Source organism: Calothrix sp. PCC 7507 (assembly GCF_000316575.1).
Lineage (GTDB): Bacteria > Cyanobacteriota > Cyanobacteriia > Cyanobacteriales > Nostocaceae > Fortiea.
The window spans coordinates 4,794,894-4,816,731 of record NC_019682.1 but is presented as its reverse complement, the minus strand read 5'-3'; the positions used below and the strand labels follow the sequence as shown (position 1 = coordinate 4,816,731).

Below are 21,838 nucleotides of genomic sequence, written 5' to 3'. Positions count from 1 at the left end.
GTCTGAAATTACCCTACCCATAAACAGTTAACAGTTATCAGTTATCAATATGTTTACTGATAACTGATAGTGGGTGGGACATATACCGATTTTTTTCATCCTTTATCCTTTACACTTCTCCTGTCGGAGATGCTATGCGTAGCTTGCTTTCCCTCAAGGGTAAAGACTTATTTAGTAAAGTAAATTTAATGGAAAAACGAATTTTAGGATTAGATCCGGGACTAGCAATTTTAGGATTTGGGCTGATTAGCTGCCAACAAAGTCAAGCCAAAGTTCAAGATACAACGGTCAATATGCTGGATTTTGGGGTGATTACTACACCTGCAAATACAGAGATGGCAGAAAGACTGTGTACCTTGTTCGATGATTTGCACACCCTGATGACAGAATTACAGCCAGATTTGGTGGCGATCGAGAAATTGTTCTTCTATCGTATGTCAAGTACCATCTTAGTGGCACAGGCGAGGGGAGTACTTATGCTGGTTTTGGGTCAGCATCGTCTTCCTTATGTAGAGTTTACCCCTGCTCAAATTAAACAAGCCTTAACGGGGTATGGCAATGCTGAGAAGTTGGAAGTCCAAGAGGCGGTAGCGCGGGAATTGAATTTAGATGAGATTCCTAAGCCGGATGATGCTGCAGATGCTTTGGCGGTGGCTTTGACAGCTTGGTTTCAGGTGTAAAGTTGATCACAAACAAAGAAAATGAAAGGTCTGGATTTTGGGGACTCCCAGATAATGATCAGGACTTACGCATTTTCAACTTTGCGTAAGTCCTAATGATGACGCACCACCTCGGAAATATAATATTATAGTGGCGCTCGATTAATTGACTACAACCAGAGAACAAATTCGCATCCTGTATCGTTCCACTATAGAAATACATTAATGTTGGGCAGAATTTACGTTTCGTAATATAGTTTGGTTTATTCCCGCCTACTTACTGCATAAAGGATAGTTATGAATGACGATGAATATCAAAATTTATATTCTCAGATTGAAGAAATAATTATTTACTATGAATTGGACTGGATTATAAAACAAGTAAATATTTCTATTCATGAAGGCAAAATAGTTAGTCTAGAAAAGAAACTAGCTAAAAATAATCGAGAAAAAACACCCAGAATTAAGAGAGAAGATTATACAGCAAAGGAAAAATTATTACTTTATTTAGCCGTGCCACAGCACTATTGTTGCGTCTAGCAGACAGCTTGTTTGAATCTCCTATTCTCACTATTCCCCAAGCCCAGACAATTATGGATGTTAGCTATCGCTCTGCACAACAGAACGTTGAAAAGCTTGTCAATGCAGGCATTTTGGTGCAGGCTAGTGAAGGCTCTTATGGCAAGATATTTATTGCGCCAAAAGTTTTACAAGTGATTGGCGAGTAAAATTACTTAAATTATACTATTTAGTCAAAAAGTATAATTTTTCATATTAGAATTATACTTAAGTTGCAATCTCTGTAAAGCCTAGCTAGGACTGGGTTTTACCTGCTGGTTAGTACATTGTTTTTTGTTTTTGCATTTGCTCCTAATTCATTCACAGCGTTATATCGTAGTTTACTAGCACTTGTGTGTACACCGCAGGTCACTTGTACCGAGCGGAGCCGAGGTATTCGTCATTGGTGAAAGTTTCAGGAGTGTTTACTTTTCGTAACATAGTTTGGTTTATTCCCACCTACTTACTTAACTGCTCGATGCCAGTCAAGATCATAGACTCTCGTAGGTGAGTTCTGGGTTTGCCCAGTCGGTTTCTGCCAGAAATTCGTTGAATGTAGTCAGCAGTCCCGGAAATTCTTCTGCTCGCAATTGCTGGACATCGGCTTGATAACCGTGGTGGCGATACCACTGAATTAATGCAAACAATTCTGTTTGCAGGAGGAATAAGAAAATCCAGGCGGGTGTCTGTTTATGGATAACTTTTATTCCCTGTACCTGAGAGAATGCCTCTGCTAGCTGCTTTGGTGTCAGTACATCCCCGGCTAACTCAATTTCTTGACCGATATATTTAGCTGGATGTGTAATTACGTAGGCAGCAACACGACCCATGTCTTTAGTTGTAATTAAATGTAAGGGTTTATCAGGTTGAACAGAAAAAGGGAAGACTCCTTTAAGAATTGAAGGTCGAGTGTACTTTTTCCAAAACTCTTCCATAAACAAGCAAGCCCGTAACATGGTTGTTGGTAAACCAGCTGCTTTGAGAATTTGCTCGACTTTGTACTTTTGCTCAATGTGAGCAATTCTAGAATTTCTATCAGCCCCGCCTGCGGAGTTATATACGAAGTGCTTGATGTTGGCTTGCTTGGCTGCTTGTGCAACTCGCTTTGCCCTTTCTACTTCCAGGGGATCAGCTTTCACTGAGTCCCCGGAAGTGGCGTGACAGTACACAGCAGAAACACCTGCAAAGGCTACTTTGAGGGAGTCTTGATCATCAAGGTTAGCTTCAACTAGCTCAATTCCTGCATCCTTGAGCTTGAAAAGGGTAGGACGGTTAAGGTCAATCTTTCTAGTGATGGCACGTAGGTTAGTGACTCCCTGTTCCAGAAATCCCTTAATGACATTGCCACCAGTACCTCCAGTTACGCCAATAAGCAAGACTTTATCAATTTGAGACTCTGTGCGATCGCCAAAATTTGACATATCTGAGAATTTGATTTCTACCTTCACTTCATACACCCAAGGTAGATGAAAAATCATCAACTAGCGCTAACTTCCTGTAGAAAATACCAGATGCTTGTAAACTCCCTCAGTAGTCAGATGTTCGAGTTTTATGGCGCTATTAACTTTATGTGTATCCAGTATTGACAAATGAACATAAACCATGAGGGAAAAGCAACCTAATCTAGATAATACCGCCGTATTTGAGCAGTTATGGGGCGTAACCAACGAACTGCGCCAAAAAATAGATGCTCGTTTTGCAGTCAATCCAGACCCTTCGACGGCAAATTTACAAACATACTCTGCTGCGATAGGGGATGCTGTTGGCTCGCTTAATACTTTTTCTGGTGCAGAAATTGATTGGTTAGTGCATTCATGGTTGCGTGAACCGAAATCTGGTTTTTGCAATATGCACTTAAGTCTCTGGCTAGGGTCACAAATTCGTGTGCCTCATCTGGCCTTTGCCTTTGCTACAGTGCCTCACCTATTCTTTTATATGGATTACATTCCTCGTAGTGACCTGTTTGTTGACCTGGAATATTTGGATCGCTACTACGAACCGATGAACCAGACATACCTGGGGTTACTTACAGATTCTCGATTTCAGCAGTACATCAGCAAAGCTTTGTACATCCGTCAAGCGCAATCCCATACAAGTCTGTGCTACACCAGCGCGGTGACAGAAGAGACATTTGCTGTGGTGCGGACGGTGGCTCATGAGATGATGGATCGGTGGTTGCGTTGGGTAGATGGGGCTGAACCTGTACCAGAACAGGAGCGTGCTGCTTTATCCGAGCGTGACTTGATTGTACGCCGAGCGATCGCCGAACGTGACCCCGATAATCAAATTGCAGCGCGGTTGTTTGGCGAAGAAATGACAGATAAATTAGTGCGATCGCTTTGGGGTGGCGATCGTATTCTTTAAATAGCATTGGTCATTGGTCATTGGTCATTTGTGAAGAGTCAAGGGTCAAAATTTATTCCTCCAGTCAACCGTCAACCGTCAACCGTCAACCGTCCCCAGTCCCTTTTTAAACATGACAGCCAACACTGATAATTTAGAATCATTTCGTGCCTTGGCACTGCAAGTTACATGTCATGCGGTGAATCAAGCGAGCGATCGCCAAACAGCTCGTGCTTTAATACTGAAGTCTATCAATCGCTTGGCGTCACAAATTGCTGCCAGTATTGCTTTTATTGGCTCTGACTGTCGTTTAATTGTGTTGCCAGAATATTTCCTTACAGGCTTCCCGTTGGGGGAATCTTTGGCGGTGTGGGCAGAAAAAGCCTGTCTAGAAATAGACGGTGCTGAGTATGAAGCTCTCAGTAAAATTACCCAAAAACATCGAATATTTTTAGCTGGCAATGCCTACGAACTCGACCCCAATTTTCCAGGATTATACTTTCAAACCTGCTTTGTCATTGACCCTTCCGGCTCAGTCGTTTTACGATATCGGCGGCTGAATTCCATGTTTGCCCCCACACCCCATGATGTTTGGGATAAATATCTTGACTGTTATGGGTTAGAGGGGGTTTTCCCTGTGGCGAAGACGGTGATTGGGAATTTGGCAGCTTTAGCTTCAGAAGAAATTTTATATCCAGAAGTGGCGAGGTGTTTGGCGATGCGCGGAGCAGAAATTTTCTTGCACTCCACCTCAGAAGTGTATGGCAAGACTCTCACACCCAAAGACGCAGCTAAAATCACTCGCGCTGTCGAAAACCAAGCTTACGTGGTTTCTGCCAATACAGCCGGCATAATTGATAGCCCCATCCCCCAAGCTTCCGTTGATGGTGGTTCTAAAATCATTGATCATCGAGGAATAGTAGTAGCTGAGACAGCTACAGGCGAGAGTATGGCAGCTTTTGCAGAAATTGACCTAGCCGCTTTACGACGCGATCGCCACAGACCAGGGTTAAATAATTTACTTTCACGCCAGCGGTTTGAGCTATACGCCCAAAGTTATCAACAGTCCCATTTTTACCCACCAAATACTATGCTTCAGGGAGAAATAGACCGCAAGCACTTTATCCAAACACAGCAAGCAACCATTGAGCGTTTAGCCAAACTGGGGGTGATTTGAGCATGGGGACTGTTGACTGTTGACTGGGGAATAATTCTTGACCCTTCACAAATGACCAATGACAAATAACAAATGACAAATAAATCAATAGAAGTCCGCAATCCTCGGACAGGAAAATTTGACTATGTAATTATACCGCCGCCGCCGAAGCTGCTGGCACAGCAATGTAATCGCTTACGGAGGGCACAAGTTCACTGGCAACAAATGGGCATTGAGAAGCGAATTGCTGCTTTGCAGCAATGGAAACAAGCGATATTGTCCACACGCGATCGCTTGACGGAGGCTTTGGTCAATGATACAGGTAGGCTTTCAACCTCGGAATTAGAAATTGACTCCTTTGTGGCTAGCATCGATCGCTGGTGTAAGATAGCGCCAGATTTGCTACAAGAATCGGCAAAAAATACCACCATCCCATTTATTGCTCTCCAACAAACTGCTGTTCCCTACCCACTAGTTGGCGTAATTAGTCCGTGGAATTTTCCGCTATTGCTATCGACAATTGATACTATTCCGGCATTGCTGGCAGGTTGTGCGGCGATTGTCAAACCCAGTGAAATTACTCCCCGCTTCGTAGCACCTTTAATTAACGCCCTGAATACCGTCCCTAAGTTACGTGAAGTTTTAACTTTTGTTGAAGGAGCAGGCGCAACTGGTTATGCTCTGATTGAATATGTAGATTTAGTTTGTTTTACAGGCAGTGTCGCCACAGGGCGAAAAGTTGCTGAGGCAGCAGCGAGAAACTTTATCCCTGCTTTTGTAGAATTAGGAGGGAAAGATCCAGCGATCGTCTTGGAATCAGCCAATTTAGAATTAGCCACCTCAGCAATTTTGTGGGGTGCTGTTGTCAACACCGGACAATCATGTCTTTCCATTGAGCGAATTTACGTTGCAGAGTCGATATTTGACAAATTTGTCGAAAAACTAGTTTTGAAAGCCCAACGGCTCAAATTAGCTCATCCCACAGTCGAAAGTGGGGATATTGGGCCAATTATTGCCGAAAAACAAGCCGCAATTATTAGTGACCATCTTCTAGACGCAGTAGAAAAAGGCGCAGTAATTCACTGTGGTGGTCAAGTTGAAGAACTAGGAGGGGGTTGGTGGTGTCGTCCCACGGTTCTGACTCAGGTCAACCATTCGATGAAAATTATGACCGAAGAGACTTTTGGCCCTATTATGCCAGTGATGGCTTTTTCTCAAGTAGAGGAAGCGATTAACTTAGCCAATGACTCAATTTATGGTTTGAGTGCGGCGGTGTTTGCTGAGTCAGAAGAATCTGCCATAGAAGTTGCCCAGCAAATAGATGCAGGTGCTATCAGTATCAACGATGCTGGTCTGACTGCGCTCATGCATGAGGGCGAGAAAAACGCCTTTAAATTCTCCGGACTGGGGGGTTCAAGAATGGGTTCAGCAGCCATCAAACGATTTATGCGAAAAAAAGCTTTTTTGATTAAAACTAACTCTACTAATGACCCTTGGTGGTTTGCTGATGAATAAGGGATTGGGGATTGATGCGCGAGTTTTTGATACTAATTTAATTAATGATTGCGACATATGGATTGTCATCAAGGGCGGGGAAACCCCACCCCTTGTATCTGTTGTATCATTTTTTCAAATCGGTATGACAACTTAACACCCTTCTTGCCTGTTAAGAGTTCCCTGTTTAAATCAAGTCTATTCCTGAGAGGATCGCTAAATTGCTCCCGATGTAACCCATTGCTAAAGGAGATTGACCCTTTAACAACAACAAAATCTGATTCAGAATTTCTGGAAGAGTTGCACCATAGAAGCGCCAGAGCTTTTTCCCAAGTTGGGTTAAAATGCGATCGCCTGCAATATCGTCTGTACCGGGTCGTAGTAACCAATGGGTTCGCAATATCTGAAAATGACTAATATCATGACTTTGGACGACTTGATGAATCTCTTGGGCAGTATGTTCGACTAATTCATCTGTCACCACTTTCATTACCAGGGGTTGCAATGTAAATGAGGGTTCATCATCACTGTTCCATTTTTCTAAAAGCGATCGCCTTTCTAAGGCTATAATGCCCTCTAAAACCATCGCTGGATCAACGGATATCAGCAAATGGCTTTGCAATCGAGAAAATGAGACAGGTTCTTGCCAAATAGCCAACCAGTAGAGAATATCTTGCTCTAAGCCGGAAAGTTGCTCAAATTGCTGTTTGAGAATCACACGCAGGCGATCGCCTACAATTAAAGTATTCTGACTCAAAAAAGCAGCAACATTCCCCCCAAATACAGACTCAATCAATGGTGTTACCAATTTCAGCGCCAAGGGATTACCGCGATAAAGTTGAATTAAAGCTGATAACCCCAGTTCTTTGCCTGTAAATCCCCTTGATTGTAATAATTCTATCGCCTCTGTTTTTGGCAACCCTTTGAGATTTAAACAGCGAAATGTTTTGGTGTTAATTTCAATATTCTTTAATTGTTCGCGGCTAGTAATCAGAATACAACTTTGATGCCGTTCCCGATTTAATTGTTGGATAAATTGACCATAGTTGAGGTTTTCTGGTTGTGAGGAAATGGCATCTAGTCCACATCTATTTTGAAAACCATACTTTTTAAAAGTAGGGGGAGCATCTTGCTCCCTACTGGTAGTAGCGGGCAAGATGCCCGCACTACTCCAGGTTTCAAAATGGACGAGGTTTAGTCCATCCAATACTAATAGACAGTGATGTTTTTGTAACTGCTGTATCAGTTGTGCTGTACCTTGTTGAATATTTTGCACAACGCCTTGCTCAAAGCAGTTTAGCAGACTATTGAGCAGGGAAATGAGAGATGGGGAAGTTTGCAGAGACTTCCAAATTAAACAATCAAATTTTGGCTGAATGCGGTCTACTAAAGCCAGTGCTAGGGTGGTTTTGCCAATACCAGCGATTCCGTTAATGGTGACTAATTTACAGTTTTGACTGGTGATCCATTCTTCTAATTGTGTCAATTCCTGATTGCGTCCATAGAAGCTTTCGATATCAGGTGCTTCATTCCAATCTCCGTGAGGTGTGGGGATGTCTGCAATAAATTCTAAATCTGCGTTGGGTAATTCTGCGATCGCTTCCCAGTTTCCAATCCCAACAGCTTGACAGATAGCGATGAAAATTTCTCGCTGAATGCGATCGCCTTGCCAAAATCGGCGTAAAGTAGCTCTAGAGGTATGGGCATCTTGCCACCATCGCGCTGTGCTAGTTTTTGTCCAACCTAGACGTTGACGGGATTTGTCTACAATTGCGAGTCCTGAATCAGAGGCTTTCAGCGAGTTTGACATATATCTACAATTTTAGATCCCCGACTTCTTAAAGAAGTCGGGGATCTGGGAATGATTTTCAAACAATTCTAATAAACCAATTGTACCCACAAAAAAAGTATAAATTCCATATTGGATAGGCTGATGATTTTTCCCAGGTGCATAAAAAGCGGCAATTATTCCTTCAATGAAATGAGCCGACAATGCCAAGTGAGCAATTATCAAAACTGGATTTAAGATAATAGGTAGATGAGTGTTAGTTTTTAATGCTTGAACATTCCATAATTCTAAGCCTATTGCAGTTGCGATCGCTACTATGGATATTACTTTTATCACTGGAAATAATTTTTCTTTGATGTAGTTAGATTTCATGTTGTTTACCAGTATTTTTTGACAAATTTACCCAATTTCACGAAGACGATCTGATAACTTCTGCTTAGTTAACGATTTTTATATCATAATATTTACACTTTAGGATGCAATATCGGTAAAACGGCTCGGCAGAATTAAGGCATTATCCTAGACTATACGTAGTATGACAGACTCCGCTTCTAACAACACTCCTGAGTTACTCTCTGTGGCTCAAACTGCTAAATTACTTAGTGTAACCCGTCAGCGAGTACACGACTTAATTAAAAATGGCCAGATTATAGCTCATAAACTTGGGCGTTATTACTACATAGAACCTGCTGAAGTAGAGAGATATCAGAACCAGCCTACTGGGAAACCTTATCAACCTCGTAGCACAACTTCTCAAGAAAACTCTATTGACAACTGACAATAAAGTTTTATAGACTCAAGCTATACTTACTTAGTAAAGGTTAAAATAATGCTACCTTTTCAATTCATTGCGACTGATGTTGCAACTCAACAAGGATTAAAACAGGTTTACAAAAGTGAGTATGGAATTCTCTATCAGGGAGATTGTTTGAAACTTTTCTCAGCATTACCTAACGAATCTGTAGATATTATTTTTGCCGATCCACCCTTTAATCTTGGTAAAGAATATGGTGAAGGTGTCAACGATAAAATGGAGACGAATCAATATTTAATCTGGTCGAAACAGTGGCTTGATGAAAGTATTCGAGTCCTGAAATCAGGTGGCAGTTTATTTGTATTTAACTTGCCAAAATGGTGTATAGAATATGGTGCATATCTGAATCAGCAAGGAATGTGTTTTCGTCATTGGATTGCTTGCAGAATGCCGAAAGCTTTTCCTAGAGGTAAAAAAATGTCTCCTGCTCATTACGGGTTACTCTATTACACTAAAGGAGAACCAGCAGTTTTCAATAAAGTTTACACCCCAATTCAAGTTTGTCGCCATTGCGGTGGAGAAATTCGTGATTATGGTGGACATCGCAAAAAACTTAACCAGCAGGGTATTAACTTAATGGATGTTTGGGATGAACCGGAAGAGGTTTGGGAAGATGTTTCTGAGGCTAATTCTAATGAAATTTTATGGACATTGGCAGAAGAAATGTGGGTTGATATTCCACCAGTTCGGCATCGTCAACATAAAAAACGAGTTGCAAATGAACTTGCGCCAATTATGCTAGAGCGAATTATTGCAATGGCATCTAATCCAGGACAAATTGTAGTTGATCCATTTGCAGGATCTGGTACAACATTTTATGCAGCAGAAAAGTTACAACGTTACTGGATTGGTTCAGAAATTGGGGATACAGATCCAGCAGTAGAAAGATTAACTGATTTAGCTAACGGAATCATGGAAGAATGGGAATCGGCAAGAGGAAATAAGAAATCAAAGCCACGCAAAACGACTGCACTGCAACTACCAATTCCTTACTCTACATAATAACAGAAACTTCCAGACTAATGCACGTCCATCTGTTCCTTTAGTAAGTGTTGGTACGTTGCTATCTAGCTGATCGTGTTCAATTACGAAGATGGCTAAAAAACCTTCTTGGATCTGAACGGCTCGCCAAACATCAAAGTATGGTTCTAACTCTTCGTAGTTCCCAATTCTATCTGTTAGGTAAGGATAAATTTTTCGGCTTGGAAGTACTAAAGCAGTACCTAAAAAGACACCGCGTAGTAATCCGAGAACCATCTTATTAACTGCGCGATGGCTTGAGGAAATATTGCCTGTTTCCCACTCCAGAGCAAAAAGATAATTATCTATTACCTTTGTTGCATCTACCTTTCCTGGTGATTTAGTTGCATAGTTAATTGGAGTTTCTAGCCTCCATGTAAATCTATCTCTCAACGCAATCATGCAAGCTTCTTTTATTGGCTTGACACCATTACCATGTCTTTTAGGATTAATTGTAAAGCTGGATGTACCCGGAGGATGAACAATAAGAGAGATAGCATCACGAATTTCAGTACGAATGATAGACCAATCCCTTGATTCTTCAAAACTCCCAACACTGATTAAAGAAACTTCTTGAACAATTTTCATACTATATGATTATTTGATTCTCTGCATAGATATTACTTTTATTACTGAAAATAATTTTTTATTAATAGATTTTAAATTCATGGTATTCTCTAAAGTTTTGTTTTAAACATTCTTAGTTTTATGAAAACACAAGGATAGATGATGGAAATCTTACAATCTTAGAATTCACTACTTGAGCATTTGCACATCCGAATAATTAAGAATTTTTGCATTATTGTAACGATCTAATGATAATGTCAGTTCCCTTATCAGCAATCATCATAGTTGCTGCTGCCGTATTCGCAGTGATTGACAGCGGAAACACAGAAGAGTCAATTACACGCAGTCCTGATGTACCGCGCACCCTGAGTTCTGTGTCCACTACGGAATCCTCATCAGTCCCCATCCTGCAAGTCCCGCAATAGTGCTGTGTTGTATCGGCTGTTTCTCTGATGTAACTCTCCAAAGAAGCGCCTGTTTGTGGAGCAATTTGCTTTGATCGCCATTGGCTCAAGCCGAGTTGATTGCCGATGTCGATGCCTAACTCAAGCGCCGTTTTACACATCTGGATATCTTCTGGTGCAGTCAGATAGCCTGGATCAATCACAGGAGCGTCATCAGGATTGCTTGAACGCAGGGTAACAGTTCCCCTACTCTTCAGGTGCATGATGTTTGGCCACAACCAAAAAGAACGTTCTGGGCCTGGGAAACCTTTGAGTGTTCCAACGCCTACTGAGGATTCTATATCAATAACTGAACTACTGTTTTCTGTAGAACCGAAAATGACGGCTGGGGCTAGACCATAGTCATAGAATGGCACATCTTTGTTTTGGGGAAGAGAAAATCCGACACTGACAAAAAGATCGTCATATAAATTTTGACCGACTTCTGGAACGTTTGCAACTAGAGAAATATCAAATTTTGCTAATTCGTTTTCGTCACCGATACCTGAGAGCATCAGGATTTTTGGACTGGCGATCGCACCTGCACTCAGAATAATCTCATTCTGTACATAAGCAAGCTGTTGTTGACGATCTTTGACATATTCAACACCAATCGCTTTGGTATCCTCAAATAAGATTCGGTTTACAAAAGCCATTTGATGCACGGTTACATTCTGATATCGTTCTGGCTGGAAAGTGCTGTATGTGGTTTCTCGAATCAGATTGGATGCTCCCGTTACGTTAAATTGAAATAGAGCGTATCCATATTGACTTTCGCTAGTATTGTAGTTGGGATTATGAGGCAAGCCGTATTGTGCGGCAGCAGTAAACAAATCGTTGATGAACTCATCTGCTTCCCCTGTCAACACTTTCATAATCTGCTCTACGTTCTGAAAGTGTGGCAAAACATCATTCCATAACCAACCAGGTGCTACCTTACCCCACGCATCAAAGTCAGAGCGGCTACCCCGCACGTAGACCATAGCATTATGCAGCGCACACCCACCTAAAACTTTTGCTTGCGCTAGCTTTATGACGCGATTGTTTAAATTTGCTTGGGGTACTGACTGATAACCCCAGTCAATTTCTGGACATTTCTGCAAAACCTCAAACCAGTCGCTTGGTGTCCACATCTTTTCGTTGTCTGGAGTTCCTCCAGCTTCGAGCAGGAGAATACTTACATCTGAGTCGCAAGCAGCGAGTTTTGAGGCCACTACGCTCCCAGCAGAACCAGCACCAATAACAATATAGTCATAATGAGTGATTTTTGTCATTTTGCTCCCACTCTCTTGGCTTTGACCACTCCTAATTTCCCACTAAACCCATCACTGAGCCAATAACTGAGCATAAAACTGAGCATATGTCCCAAAAAAACCCGCTTACGCTAGAGACAGCAAACCAGAGCGTTAGGTAAATATTATGACTCAAACTCTAGAACAACCCAGTGGCTTATATCTGCAAAACTCCAACCAAGAGATAGCTTTTCCCCTCAAACACACTGAAGTAAAAGCTAAAATAGATGGGAACATCTCACGGGTGGAAGTTACCCAAAGCTTTGAAAATCCTTTTACCACCACCCTAGAAGCCGTTTATATCTTCCCCTTACCCGATGAAGCCGCCGTTGATGATATGCTGATTCGTATAGGCGAGCGCACAATTCAAGGCAGCATCAAAAAACGCCAAGAAGCTGTAGCCATCTACGAACAAGCCAGAAAACAAGGACAGACAGCCGGACTCCTGGAACAAGAACGAGACAATATATTTACCCAATCCCTGGCGAACATCAAACCAGGTGAACAAATTGATGTGATTATTCGCTACAGCGATCGCCTAAAATTTGAAGGTGGAAATTACGAATTTGTCTTCCCGATGGTTGTTGGCCCCCGTTACATTCCCGGAATCACCATCGCAGAAGATGCAGTCAGGGGTGGTTCAGCTATTGCACCTATGACTTCAAATCAAGATACTGATTTAGTTCCAGATGCTTCGCGCTTGAATGCTCCTATTTTACCGTCGGGGATGCGCTCAAGTCATGATATTAATGTCACCATCGAAATTAATGCTGGCGTTGAGATTCAGCATATCAACTCACCCTCTCACCAAATCCAAATCATCCGTGAAGGACAGTTGGTGAATGTCAAATTAGGAAGTGGAGACACCATACCCAACAAAGACTTAATTTTACGCTACCAAGTTGCCGGTAATAATATCCAAACAACCACGCTTACCCAAGCTGATGAACGGGGTGGACACTTCGCACTATACCTGATTCCCGCCCTTGAATACCGTCCTGAAGAGATTGTCGCCAAAGATATGGTGTTTCTCATGGACTCCTCCGGTTCTCAAAGTGGCGAACCACTGATGCAATGTCAAGAATTGATGCGCCGTTTTATCAATGGACTCAACCCCGACGATACCTTCAACATTATTGATTTTTCCGATACCACACAGCAACTTTCACCCGTTCCCCTCGCCAATACTTCCCAAAATCGCTCATTAGCAATCAACTATATCAATCGCTTAAACGCTGGTGGGGGAACAGAAATGTTAGGCGGTATTCGCACCGTTTTAAACTTAAAAGCCACAAATCCGGGACGCTTGCAAAATATTGTTTTACTAACTGATGGCTATATCGGCAACGAAAACCAAATTTTAGCAGAAGTTAAACAGCGTCTCCAGCCAGGAACCCGCCTTCATAGCTTTGGTGCTGGTAGTTCGGTGAATCGTTTCTTACTCAATCGGATTGCAGAATTAGGACGAGGTATTGCTCATATTATTCGCCACGATGAACCTGTAGATGAGGTGGTAGAAAAATTCTTTTGCCAAATCAATAATCCAGTCCTTGCCAATATTCAATTGCAATGGGAGGGTGATGGAGAATCCCCAATCATGTATCCTTCTACACCACCAGATTTATTTGCAGAGCAACCCTTGGTGTTATTTGGACGCAAACCAGACGCGCATTCTGGAAAGTTGCACATCACTGGCATTGCTGCGGGTGGTAGGCGTTATCAGCATAGTTTTCACCTGAATTTTCCCCAATCAGGTAATCCTGCTATTGCTCAACTTTGGGGACGTTCCCGCATCAAGGATTTAATGAATCAAATGGTGAGTGGCGATACTAAGGCAGGTGTGGAAGCAGTGACAGATACGGCTCTGGCTTATCAACTGTTATCGCAATATACCGCTTTTGTTGCCGTCAGTGATGATATCAGAGTCAATCCCCACGAGGATTATGTATCTGTGCAAGTGCCTGTGGAAATACCTGAAGCTATCATTCACGAGGGTATCTTTGGTAACGTTACGGCTAGCGCTGCTCCTGGGGGTGGAATGGCAAGGCGGAGCCGGGAAGCGAAGAAACAATCTGCACCACCTCCACCATCCCCAATGTCTGCACCTGCTTCATTTGAAATGATATTAGAGCGACGGTTTGAAGAGATGCGCGATATTCCAGTACCAGAGGCAGAAATTGGATTTGCAGACGTTGATGATTTTAGTAATCTTGACAGATTGTCATCAGTTTCTGAACAATTGATGCCACAGTTGGAAGATTTAAAAGCCTTACAAAAAGAAGAATCTTCTGTTTCTCATTTACAGATTGTGAGCGTAACGGGATTAGATCAACAGATAATTTCTCTACTGACTCAATACTTGCAAGCAATTCAAATTCCTAGAGGTTTCGGTGGTGATTTGGTGTTTGAATTCCAGGTTAGGCGGGGACGGGTGAGACAGTTAGTGCTGGATGAGCAGGCTTCATCACTGAAGGAACAGACAGTGATTGAATTAACTAAGCGATCGCTTTTAGCTTGGCTACCCTCCCAAACCCTCACCACTACAGTCCTGTTAACACTTCGCATTCAACCGTAACAGTAGAGAGCTATTTTCAGATAAATAGACCACATTTGCCGTAGGGGCACAGCACTGCTGTGCCCTTATAGTGTGGTTCAAATAAGTGAAAACTGCTATAATAGTGATGCCAGAAAGTCAGGACGAGAGAGATGCGGGCAATGTCCAGAAGGTATCTCAATGGCATCAACTCCTAAGCGTTTGCGTGCAGCATAACGTGACCATGCAGGAGATAGTATTCTATCATCGGTACAAACAATATATTTACGCTCAACTTTTGGCAAAGCTTTTAGAGGATTCGTTTCAAAGATATATGCCATAGATTGTTGCGAACGACTTTTCATGATTGCCCACTGTGTTACATCCGGTGGACAATCATGAAAGAAAAAATCCCTTAATACTGCTTCGTCTGCATAATCTTTCCCTACCGAAGCTGGTTCAAACATATCAGGCTCATCGTGGAACTGTTCGAGTATGCTTGGGTCTTTTGGCTCGTAATTGAATGATTTGCGCGTATCATCATCTTGATGATGAGCAAATTGATCGAGTGTACTGATTCCAGGATACGGCAGCAGCGCCGCCACAAACACTAGTTGACGCACTTTTACCGCTTCTGCAACTAGGGGAATTATTGTACCAGCCATTGAGTGACCGACTAGCACAATATCATCATCAGTTTTTGGCAGCGCTTGAATTACGGCATCCGCAAATTGGGATAAAGTAGCAGAGGCATTTTCAATTGGTAAATCCATTGCTACGGTTTTGTGACCCTTTGCTTCTAAATAGGGAATTAGCAAATCCCAACACCAAATGCCTTGAAAGGCACCGTGAACTAGACAAAAAAGACTCATAAGTAGTCGTGCCAAATAAATTATTTATATTACCGCGAGTTGTTTCCCTGTCGGAGTTTGATACTGTTATTGCGTGCGGAAGAGGTGTTTGTCCTGTGGAGGAAGCGATCGCCATACTTCCCCATCCCATCCAGTGGGTGTAAAATTAGCTGATGAGGCAACAACGCAAGGCACTAGAGGAAACACTCTGGGCGCCCAAAGAGTGGGAACAGTTTCGACGGGAAACTGATTTAGTAACTATTTTTTGATACAGTGATGCTTCGATGATCGCCATTCATCTCTATGTCCCAGGTATTGCTTCCCCAATCGCTCCACAAAGACCTACCCCTCACCGCTCTTGCGCCCATGCAGGATGTGACCAACCTCTGGTTTATGAAAGTCATTGCCCACTACGGCAGTCCTGACTACTTCTTCACCGAGTATTTCCGTGTGAATGATACCTCACGCCTAAATCGTAGCATTCTGGCAGCAATCACTGAAAACGATACAGGTCGCCCCGTTTTTGCTCAAATGATTGGCGAAAGCATTCCTCACTTAGTGAGAACAGCAAAGGAACTCTGCAACTATAATATCGCTGGAGTTGACTTGAATATGGGTTGTCCAGCACCGAGAATCTATCGCAAAAATGTCGGGGGTGGATTGCTGCGAGAACCAGAAAAAGTGGATCGGATTTTGGGAGAACTGCGTTCTGCTGTGAGCGATCGCCCTCTGACCGTCAAAATGCGTGTAGGCTTTGAAAATACAGATAACTTTTACAAAATTCTCGATATAATCAATCGCCACAGCATTGATTTGCTGTCTTTGCATGGTCGCACGGTAAAAGATATGTATCACGGGGCAGTAAAATATGATTTGATTGCGGAAGCGGTCAGACTAGTCAATTGTCCAGTGCTTGCCAATGGCAATATCCACTCAGCAAAAACTGCTCTGGAAGTGCTTTCTCAAACAGGCGCGGCGGGTGTGATGGTGGGACGCTGGGCGATCGGGAATCCTTGGATTTTTAATCAAATTCGGCAGGCTTTGCGCTGCGAGACGATTACGCCCGTTCCTTTAGTGGAGGTACGCAACTATATTGATCGTTTATGGCAAACTCCCACTGCGGCAAACTTTCCAGAGCGAGCGCGCGTAAGCTACCTCAAAATGTTCCTTAACTACATTGCCCTTTTGGTTGATGCTGAAGGTGCTTTCCTGCGGCTGATGCGACATACGCAGACTGAGGTAGAACTGTTTAACCTCTGCGATCGCTTTCTCCTGGCTGATCTGACAAAAACTTTAGCCCTAGCACCTTCCTTGAGCGTGTGACTAACGTGTCAGCATTGGTAATGCGATCGCTCTTACTATATCAGTCTTAGGGAAAGAGTGGTGCGATCGCCTAAATACAAACTCCAAGGCTAGCTTTCTTAGGTGAGATTCAAGAAGCTATAAATGAGGTAGAGGAGAAACAACAGCAGGAGAAGCAGGAAGATGAGTAAATTTAAGTATCAAATGCTGATTCAATGGTCTCTTGAAGACAACTGCTTCTTGGTTGGATTTCCTGATTTTTCTGGACAGCGTTGGCGGACTCATGGCGATACTTATAAGGAGTCCGTGACGAACGGCATTGAAGCGTTAGAGTCTCTAATCATGGCTTACGAAGCCACAAATGAACCACTTCCGGAGCCAACTGTTAATCAAGCCGCCTAATCGCGCTACTATACGTTTCAGAATTAGTAATGCGATCGCTCTTATCCATAGCTGAAGCTTGAAAAACAGCGGTAGAACTATTTCAAAGTATCACCGAGAACTTGGAGGCGAAAGCTGTCAGCGAAATCGTTCCTTCCGCCTGCTCTCGTTAAGGTCACTAATTTGTCAAAATATGTGCATTTGTGAGCATCAAACTGGAGAAAGGGCTACTATTTCCTGCAAAGTTTGCAATAGTCGATTAATCTCTTCAACTGTGTTGTAGTGTACTAGTCCAATTCGCAGTAAACCGCCGCCGGCTTCCACTCCTAGCTTTTCTGTAAGACCGATCGCATAAAAATGACCATGCCAAGTAAAGATACCACGATCGCCTAATGCTTTCGCCACACTTGCTGGTGTTTGTCCCGCTAGTCGGAAAGCTACTGTTGGTGTGCGCCAAGCAAAGCGTTGGGGATTGGTAATACCATAGAAGGTTAAACCAGGAATCTCCAACAATCCAGGAATTAGTTTTTGGCTCAGTTCTTTTTCGTAGGACTGAATCGCTGACATTGCAGCCAGCAAAGCCACACGCCGATTGGGATAGGAAGTGGATGTTAAATGTGTTGGCTCATCTGGTGATGTGGGAATGCGAGGACAGCGGAAGGTTTCCCATTTTTCTGTGTGAGTTTCTAAGAAGGCTTTGAGTACCTCATTATCAATTGCGGGTGAAAGACGACAACCCAGTTTTGCCAGATAATTAATTGCTGCTACTAATCCTGCCAAGCCTTCATGATTCAGGGTGCCTGTTTCCCACCGGGAAGGCGATTCTGCTGGTGCTGGTTGCACTTTATAAGGCTGTAAGCGAGTCAGATGTTCTCGTTTACCGTACAAAATACCCACGTGGGGACCGAAGAATTTGTAAACCGAACAGGCGAGAAAGTCACAGTCTAGCGATCGCACATCTATGGGAGCATGGGGGGTATAGTGGACTGCATCTACGAACACCAAAGCCCCCACCGCATGAGCGAGTAGCACCACCTGAGCTACATCATTAATTGTCCCCACGGCGTTAGATGCATAGCCAATAGCCACCAACCGCGTCCGCTGATTAATTTGCTGTTCTAGTTCTTGCATATCTAAGGTGCAGTCTTCCACATTGATATCCACAACGCGGATAGTTACACCCTGTTCTTCCAAGGCGTACCAAGGGGACACATTGGCGTAATGGTCAAGGCGAGTGACAATAATTTCATCACCTGGTTTTAGTTCCCTGGCGATCGCTCGACTTAAAGTAAAGGTGAGGGTGGTCATGTTAGCGCCAAATACCACCTCATCGCTGTCGCACCCCAAAAAATCAGCACTAGCAGCTCGCGCCGCATCAATCAGAGCATCTGTCCGCGCACTGGTAGCAAAAGTGCCGTGGGCATTGGCGTTTGACCTCACCAGATAGTCACTCATCGCATCTAGCACTGCTCCGGGTACCTGGGTACCACCGGGGCCATCAAAGAAAATGGCGGGTTGAGCGTTGATTTCCTGTGTCAATGCTGGAAACTGGGCACGTATCCATTTCAGGTCAAAAGACTGCATAGTAGATCCCTCAATTTAAAATAATTCGTAATTCTTAATTTAAACTGCGTTTAGCTGGAAAACCTTGCGTAAATTCTGGTATGTTGTTTTTTAGGCGATTTGAAAGAGCGATCGCATTTGTTCCTGCATTTCCGTGAGGTATGGATTCATACTGATGTTTCTAAGACGACACCTTCATACTGCTCATCAGCATATAAACGCGCCATTATTTAAGCAACCTCATTAGCGCGGATAGCAGCTTTGATTTCTTCAGGATAAGCATCTGCGTACATCCAAGCGTTAACTAAATCGGCTGCACTAATATGAGAATAATCTTGCAAAAGTTGTGCTTCAGTAATACCAAGATGACGCGCTTCAACTAATAGCCAAATAGCAATGCGGGTTCCTGCAATACAAGCTTCTCCACTGCAGACACCAGGTGTTTTAGTGATACCTTTAGCTCCAATATTGATAGTTTGAGTGAGACTTTGGATAATTGCTGCTTTTTCTGTTGGATGTAGTGCTAAAACTTGATTTTCTAGTTCTTGGATAGTCATAGAGTAACTGGCTAGATTTGTATTTTACTTGCTTAATTGTAACAACTGTAATATTGCTACTCTCGAAATGCCAGAAAGCTGTGAACACATATTAAGTTACTTTCACAACTCAGATATGATTGCTACACCAACGCTCTTGAGAATATTCATCGGCCCTTGCTCTTTGAGAATCTGCATTTCTGTTTGATTTCGCACCAACAAAGCACCTGCAAACCCTAAGGAGTTGACAGAAATTGACTCGAATTTTTCATGCGATCGCGGTACAATGAGCATCCATTCTCGCGTAACTAACAGATTGTAAGGGTCAGATGCCTGCAAATCCAAAGCCTGTAACAAGGTCTGATATTGCTCCAGTGTAGCTGCTGCGGCTGTAAATGGCGGCTGCATACAACCAGAATCAAGGGATGCAAAAGCGTGTAAAAAAGGTAATCCCGGTATAGTTGCTCTTACTTGGGGAAATTTTGCCGATGACAACAAAGGGGAAATGGGTATCTGCGTTCCTGAAGGTGCAAGCGGTAGTGGTACAATTTGCAAATGTTTATGTCGCTGACTTGCACCTGCAATCTTACCGCTGTTATAAAATACTAACCCGTCGTAGTCTGCCAAACACGCCCACATTGCCGCAAAATCTTCTAAAGTGAGTAAGCTTTGCTGTTCTTCAAAAGCACGGGTGATAATCAGCAGATGATAGTCCACAACGTTGAATTTGTTCAAGATACAGACATGGGTGTCAGAAATATCTGCAACAAATAAATCCTCTTCGTAGGGAAGAAAAGGATTAAATTCCTTATCTTGCTTTTTCTTGGCAGTTTTTTTGCGCTCAAGATTAGATAAAATCCGTACTAAGAAGTTAACACCATCTTGTTCGACAAATTCAAATTCTGTAGGAATTGATAACAGCGCACCACATTCTAGCGCATGTGCAGTTTGGTTTTTGACACTTGTCCATAAAGTGCCAGGTTTCAGCAATATTTTTCTTTGTCCCATTTTTTATGCAGATATCATATATAGTAATTCGGTTTGATTCCTGAATTTCTTTGCGTAGACAGGCAATAGGCAATAGTTAAGAAGGGGAGCAGAGGTATACTGACTCCTGCATTCTGACTCCGATTTCAAAGTTCGACAATCTCATCCAAATCAATAAACATCCTCTCCAGCAAATCTTCCACCATATCCCGATTCATTTGGCGGAGAATTGCAGGGCCACGGACAAATTCTTGGATGGTCATTTTCTGTTCGTGAAATGCTTTAACAAAATCGCGGATTGAAGCAATAACTTGAATTTCTGCTTCAACTTGTTTCAACATCAGAGAAATGGGGTCTAATCCTGCTCGTTTAGCTTTGCGACAATCTGCAACCATCGCTCCTTCTGGGGTGTTTTTTACTGATGCAAGCTCTTGTTTTAAAGTTTCATATTGGCTTTTCAATAACTCATTTTGCTGTTCTAGATGTTTACACTTTTTAGTCACATCATCTTCACTATTAGTATCGATAGATTTTCCTACCTGATGTTGTCGCTCAATTTCTAATAGTCTCGCCAAATCACCTTCTTGGTAGGCTCTATTTATTTCTTTCATAATTTCCGTATGGCGTACTTGCATTTCGCCATTGTTTGTTTTATCAGGATGAAAAATTTCGGCTAAACTCAGAAATGTTTGGCGAATATTTCTAGAAGCATCTGTTTTATTCCTAGAGGTAAATTTTAGCTCCTGTTGCGCTTCTTGATGCTGACGGTATCTGTCATGAGTTGAGTCGGAGAAATCATTCTCTAACTCATCATTTGCAAATAGTTCTTCTAATTCTGTCTTTTCATCATCCACCTGATTTTTTTTAGGAGTAATAATTCCTGCCAATTGGAGAGTACGGTAAATTCCCTCGACATCTTTTTTAGTTTGTTTACCAAACTTCCTTGTGGCAAAAATTTCCTCAAATAAAGTATGAATTTCTTGATCAATATCTACTAGTTTATGGAAACTAGGAGTACATTGCTGAAATATCTCCGTACCTAAAGCACGCATCTGCTCAACAAAATTGTTAAATTCTGTCCGCTTTTTCTTAATCTGTTTCAGCAGCCATTGGTGTTCTTTATCTAGTGCTTCTAGACGGACATGGAGAGAAGAGAGAGCTAGGGATGTTGTTGTGGTGTTTTGGGATGCAGATGAAGTTTTTTTAGGCATAAAATTAGGTCAAACAATTTTGGATTTTAGATTTTGGATTTTGGATTTCAGATTGACTCTATAGATAAATCTGCTTGCTCTGTACCATCAAGGAATTATTTGTCAGGTTAATTTAGTTACTAAATCTCTCAAGAGCATGTTCACAAAAAGCGGCCGATATTGAGAGAATTAAGCAATTGGCATTGTCGTTTGAGATAATGCTTTTACTTTACTACTTTTTCAATATTTAAGTAATGGATAATTCTCGTATTCCAGAGAGCGATCGCCCCTGTTAAAAAGTAATATTAAGAACTAAGCAATTAAGTACTTGTTTTCCCAATCCCATATTCTGTAAGCATA

General features: G+C 42.4%; 22 protein-coding genes. 12 read left to right on the top strand and 10 right to left on the bottom strand.

What is annotated here, in order from left to right; all coding sequences use genetic code 11:
• The first annotated feature begins 188 nt into the window (after window positions 1–188).
• The 3 genes from ruvC to CAL7507_RS20530 all read left to right on the top strand — a co-directional run bounded on the left by ruvC (window position 189) and on the right by CAL7507_RS20530 (window position 1,387).
• A complete protein-coding gene (gene ruvC / locus CAL7507_RS20540; protein ID WP_042342339.1) occupies window positions 189–680 on the top strand; it encodes a crossover junction endodeoxyribonuclease RuvC in 492 nt (163 codons plus the stop codon).
• A 276-nt stretch (window positions 681–956) separates the two neighbouring features.
• The gene (locus CAL7507_RS20535; RefSeq protein ID WP_015130414.1) at window positions 957–1,199 is read left to right on the top strand and encodes a hypothetical protein; all 243 of its coding nucleotides are present in this window, start codon (window positions 957–959) and stop codon (window positions 1,197–1,199) included.
• 8 nt (window positions 1,200–1,207) lie between these two features.
• The gene (locus CAL7507_RS20530) at window positions 1,208–1,387 is read left to right on the top strand and encodes a hypothetical protein (protein WP_144051238.1); all 180 of its coding nucleotides are present in this window, start codon (window positions 1,208–1,210) and stop codon (window positions 1,385–1,387) included.
• A gap of 321 nt (window positions 1,388–1,708) precedes the next feature.
• On the opposite strand, the gene CAL7507_RS20525 is transcribed toward CAL7507_RS20530, so the two are convergent.
• Window positions 1,709–2,695: an NmrA/HSCARG family protein gene (locus CAL7507_RS20525; RefSeq protein ID WP_015130413.1), complete on the bottom strand. Its 987-nt coding sequence runs from the start codon at window positions 2,693–2,695 to the stop codon at window positions 1,709–1,711.
• 124 nt (window positions 2,696–2,819) lie between these two features.
• Here CAL7507_RS20525 and CAL7507_RS20520 point away from each other — a divergent pair, with 124 nt between their 5' ends.
• The 3 genes from CAL7507_RS20520 to CAL7507_RS20510 all read left to right on the top strand — a co-directional run bounded on the left by CAL7507_RS20520 (window position 2,820) and on the right by CAL7507_RS20510 (window position 6,231).
• Window positions 2,820–3,581 carry a red chlorophyll catabolite reductase gene (locus CAL7507_RS20520; protein WP_015130412.1) on the top strand — a complete coding sequence of 254 codons (762 nt, stop codon included), beginning with the start codon at window positions 2,820–2,822 and terminating at the stop codon, window positions 3,579–3,581.
• Window positions 3,582–3,693: 112 nt separating this feature from the next.
• A complete protein-coding gene (locus CAL7507_RS20515; protein ID WP_015130411.1) occupies window positions 3,694–4,737 on the top strand; it encodes a nitrilase-related carbon-nitrogen hydrolase in 1,044 nt (347 codons plus the stop codon).
• A 72-nt stretch (window positions 4,738–4,809) separates the two neighbouring features.
• A complete protein-coding gene (locus CAL7507_RS20510; protein ID WP_015130410.1) occupies window positions 4,810–6,231 on the top strand; it encodes an aldehyde dehydrogenase family protein in 1,422 nt (473 codons plus the stop codon).
• A gap of 166 nt (window positions 6,232–6,397) precedes the next feature.
• Here CAL7507_RS20510 and CAL7507_RS33165 read toward each other — a convergent pair whose 3' ends face one another.
• Window positions 6,398–8,020, bottom strand: a complete 1,623-nt coding sequence (locus tag CAL7507_RS33165) for an NB-ARC domain-containing protein (protein WP_015130408.1) — start codon at window positions 8,018–8,020, stop codon at window positions 6,398–6,400.
• A gap of 12 nt (window positions 8,021–8,032) precedes the next feature.
• The gene (locus tag CAL7507_RS20500; RefSeq protein WP_015130407.1) at window positions 8,033–8,371 is read right to left on the bottom strand and encodes a hypothetical protein; all 339 of its coding nucleotides are present in this window, start codon (window positions 8,369–8,371) and stop codon (window positions 8,033–8,035) included.
• 163 nt (window positions 8,372–8,534) lie between these two features.
• Between CAL7507_RS20500 and CAL7507_RS20495 the strand changes: the two genes are divergently transcribed.
• Complete coding sequence (locus CAL7507_RS20495; RefSeq protein ID WP_015130406.1) at window positions 8,535–8,777, top strand: helix-turn-helix domain-containing protein; 243 nt, start codon at window positions 8,535–8,537, stop codon at window positions 8,775–8,777.
• A gap of 51 nt (window positions 8,778–8,828) precedes the next feature.
• Window positions 8,829–9,815: a site-specific DNA-methyltransferase gene (locus CAL7507_RS20490; protein WP_015130405.1), complete on the top strand. Its 987-nt coding sequence runs from the start codon at window positions 8,829–8,831 to the stop codon at window positions 9,813–9,815.
• Here the strand turns inward: CAL7507_RS20490 and CAL7507_RS20485 are convergent.
• Window positions 9,792–10,421, bottom strand: a complete 630-nt coding sequence (locus tag CAL7507_RS20485) for a restriction endonuclease BamHI (RefSeq protein ID WP_015130404.1) — start codon at window positions 10,419–10,421, stop codon at window positions 9,792–9,794. The genes CAL7507_RS20490 and CAL7507_RS20485 overlap by 24 nt on opposite strands.
• Before the next feature lie 211 nt (window positions 10,422–10,632).
• Window positions 10,633–12,117 carry a GMC family oxidoreductase gene (locus CAL7507_RS20480; RefSeq protein WP_015130403.1) on the bottom strand — a complete coding sequence of 495 codons (1,485 nt, stop codon included), beginning with the start codon at window positions 12,115–12,117 and terminating at the stop codon, window positions 10,633–10,635.
• A gap of 145 nt (window positions 12,118–12,262) precedes the next feature.
• Between CAL7507_RS20480 and CAL7507_RS20475 the strand changes: the two genes are divergently transcribed.
• Entirely contained in the window at window positions 12,263–14,710 is a 2,448-nt protein-coding gene (locus tag CAL7507_RS20475; RefSeq protein ID WP_015130402.1) for a VIT domain-containing protein, read from the top strand.
• 95 nt (window positions 14,711–14,805) lie between these two features.
• On the opposite strand, the gene CAL7507_RS20470 is transcribed toward CAL7507_RS20475, so the two are convergent.
• A complete protein-coding gene (locus CAL7507_RS20470; protein ID WP_015130401.1) occupies window positions 14,806–15,540 on the bottom strand; it encodes an alpha/beta fold hydrolase in 735 nt (244 codons plus the stop codon).
• Between the two features lie 8 nt (window positions 15,541–15,548).
• Between CAL7507_RS20470 and CAL7507_RS33470 the strand changes: the two genes are divergently transcribed.
• From CAL7507_RS33470 to CAL7507_RS20460, 3 genes are all read left to right on the top strand, one after another.
• A complete protein-coding gene (locus tag CAL7507_RS33470; protein ID WP_255348318.1) occupies window positions 15,549–15,683 on the top strand; it encodes a hypothetical protein in 135 nt (44 codons plus the stop codon).
• Between the two features lie 139 nt (window positions 15,684–15,822).
• Window positions 15,823–16,842 carry a tRNA-dihydrouridine synthase family protein gene (locus CAL7507_RS20465; RefSeq protein WP_015130400.1) on the top strand — a complete coding sequence of 340 codons (1,020 nt, stop codon included), beginning with the start codon at window positions 15,823–15,825 and terminating at the stop codon, window positions 16,840–16,842.
• Window positions 16,843–17,004: 162 nt separating this feature from the next.
• Complete coding sequence (locus CAL7507_RS20460) at window positions 17,005–17,223, top strand: type II toxin-antitoxin system HicB family antitoxin (RefSeq protein WP_015130399.1); 219 nt, start codon at window positions 17,005–17,007, stop codon at window positions 17,221–17,223.
• 189 nt (window positions 17,224–17,412) lie between these two features.
• Here the strand turns inward: CAL7507_RS20460 and CAL7507_RS20455 are convergent, their stop codons facing one another.
• From CAL7507_RS20455 to CAL7507_RS20440, 4 genes are all read right to left on the bottom strand, one after another.
• A complete protein-coding gene (locus CAL7507_RS20455; protein ID WP_015130398.1) occupies window positions 17,413–18,786 on the bottom strand; it encodes a cysteine desulfurase-like protein in 1,374 nt (457 codons plus the stop codon).
• Between the two features lie 209 nt (window positions 18,787–18,995).
• Complete coding sequence (locus tag CAL7507_RS20450; RefSeq protein ID WP_015130397.1) at window positions 18,996–19,322, bottom strand: DUF433 domain-containing protein; 327 nt, start codon at window positions 19,320–19,322, stop codon at window positions 18,996–18,998.
• Window positions 19,323–19,424: 102 nt separating this feature from the next.
• Window positions 19,425–20,309, bottom strand: a complete 885-nt coding sequence (locus tag CAL7507_RS20445; RefSeq protein WP_015130396.1) for an ATP adenylyltransferase — start codon at window positions 20,307–20,309, stop codon at window positions 19,425–19,427.
• A gap of 125 nt (window positions 20,310–20,434) precedes the next feature.
• On the bottom strand, window positions 20,435–21,499 hold the full coding sequence (locus tag CAL7507_RS20440) for a hypothetical protein (RefSeq protein ID WP_015130395.1): 1,065 nt from the start codon (window positions 21,497–21,499) through the stop codon (window positions 20,435–20,437).
• Window positions 21,500–21,838 lie beyond the last annotated feature (339 nt).

Excerpts from the sequence above, each read along its gene's own strand:
- CAL7507_RS20485 (WP_015130404.1), bottom strand. The coding sequence starts at position 10,421 with ATGAAAATTGTTCAAGAAGTTTCTTTAATCAGTGTTGGGAGTTTTGAA.
- CAL7507_RS20515 (WP_015130411.1), top strand. The coding sequence starts at position 3,694 with ATGACAGCCAACACTGATAATTTAGAATCATTTCGTGCCTTGGCACTG.
- CAL7507_RS20510 (WP_015130410.1), top strand. The coding sequence starts at position 4,810 with ATGACAAATAAATCAATAGAAGTCCGCAATCCTCGGACAGGAAAATTT.
- CAL7507_RS20495 (WP_015130406.1), top strand. The coding sequence starts at position 8,535 with ATGACAGACTCCGCTTCTAACAACACTCCTGAGTTACTCTCTGTGGCT.
- CAL7507_RS20480 (WP_015130403.1), bottom strand. The coding sequence starts at position 12,117 with ATGACAAAAATCACTCATTATGACTATATTGTTATTGGTGCTGGTTCT.
- CAL7507_RS20500 (WP_015130407.1), bottom strand. The coding sequence starts at position 8,371 with ATGAAATCTAACTACATCAAAGAAAAATTATTTCCAGTGATAAAAGTA.
- CAL7507_RS33165 (WP_015130408.1), bottom strand. The coding sequence starts at position 8,020 with ATGTCAAACTCGCTGAAAGCCTCTGATTCAGGACTCGCAATTGTAGAC.
- ruvC (WP_042342339.1), top strand. The coding sequence starts at position 189 with ATGGAAAAACGAATTTTAGGATTAGATCCGGGACTAGCAATTTTAGGA.
- CAL7507_RS20520 (WP_015130412.1), top strand. The coding sequence starts at position 2,820 with ATGAGGGAAAAGCAACCTAATCTAGATAATACCGCCGTATTTGAGCAG.
- CAL7507_RS20535 (WP_015130414.1), top strand. The coding sequence starts at position 957 with ATGAATGACGATGAATATCAAAATTTATATTCTCAGATTGAAGAAATA.
- CAL7507_RS20470 (WP_015130401.1), bottom strand. The coding sequence starts at position 15,540 with ATGAGTCTTTTTTGTCTAGTTCACGGTGCCTTTCAAGGCATTTGGTGT.
- CAL7507_RS20525 (WP_015130413.1), bottom strand. The coding sequence starts at position 2,695 with ATGATTTTTCATCTACCTTGGGTGTATGAAGTGAAGGTAGAAATCAAA.
- CAL7507_RS20460 (WP_015130399.1), top strand. The coding sequence starts at position 17,005 with ATGAGTAAATTTAAGTATCAAATGCTGATTCAATGGTCTCTTGAAGAC.
- CAL7507_RS20450 (WP_015130397.1), bottom strand. The coding sequence starts at position 19,322 with ATGACTATCCAAGAACTAGAAAATCAAGTTTTAGCACTACATCCAACA.
- CAL7507_RS20440 (WP_015130395.1), bottom strand. The coding sequence starts at position 21,499 with ATGCCTAAAAAAACTTCATCTGCATCCCAAAACACCACAACAACATCC.
- CAL7507_RS20490 (WP_015130405.1), top strand. The coding sequence starts at position 8,829 with ATGCTACCTTTTCAATTCATTGCGACTGATGTTGCAACTCAACAAGGA.
- CAL7507_RS20475 (WP_015130402.1), top strand. The coding sequence starts at position 12,263 with ATGACTCAAACTCTAGAACAACCCAGTGGCTTATATCTGCAAAACTCC.
- CAL7507_RS20455 (WP_015130398.1), bottom strand. The coding sequence starts at position 18,786 with ATGCAGTCTTTTGACCTGAAATGGATACGTGCCCAGTTTCCAGCATTG.
- CAL7507_RS20465 (WP_015130400.1), top strand. The coding sequence starts at position 15,823 with ATGTCCCAGGTATTGCTTCCCCAATCGCTCCACAAAGACCTACCCCTC.
- CAL7507_RS20445 (WP_015130396.1), bottom strand. The coding sequence starts at position 20,309 with ATGGGACAAAGAAAAATATTGCTGAAACCTGGCACTTTATGGACAAGT.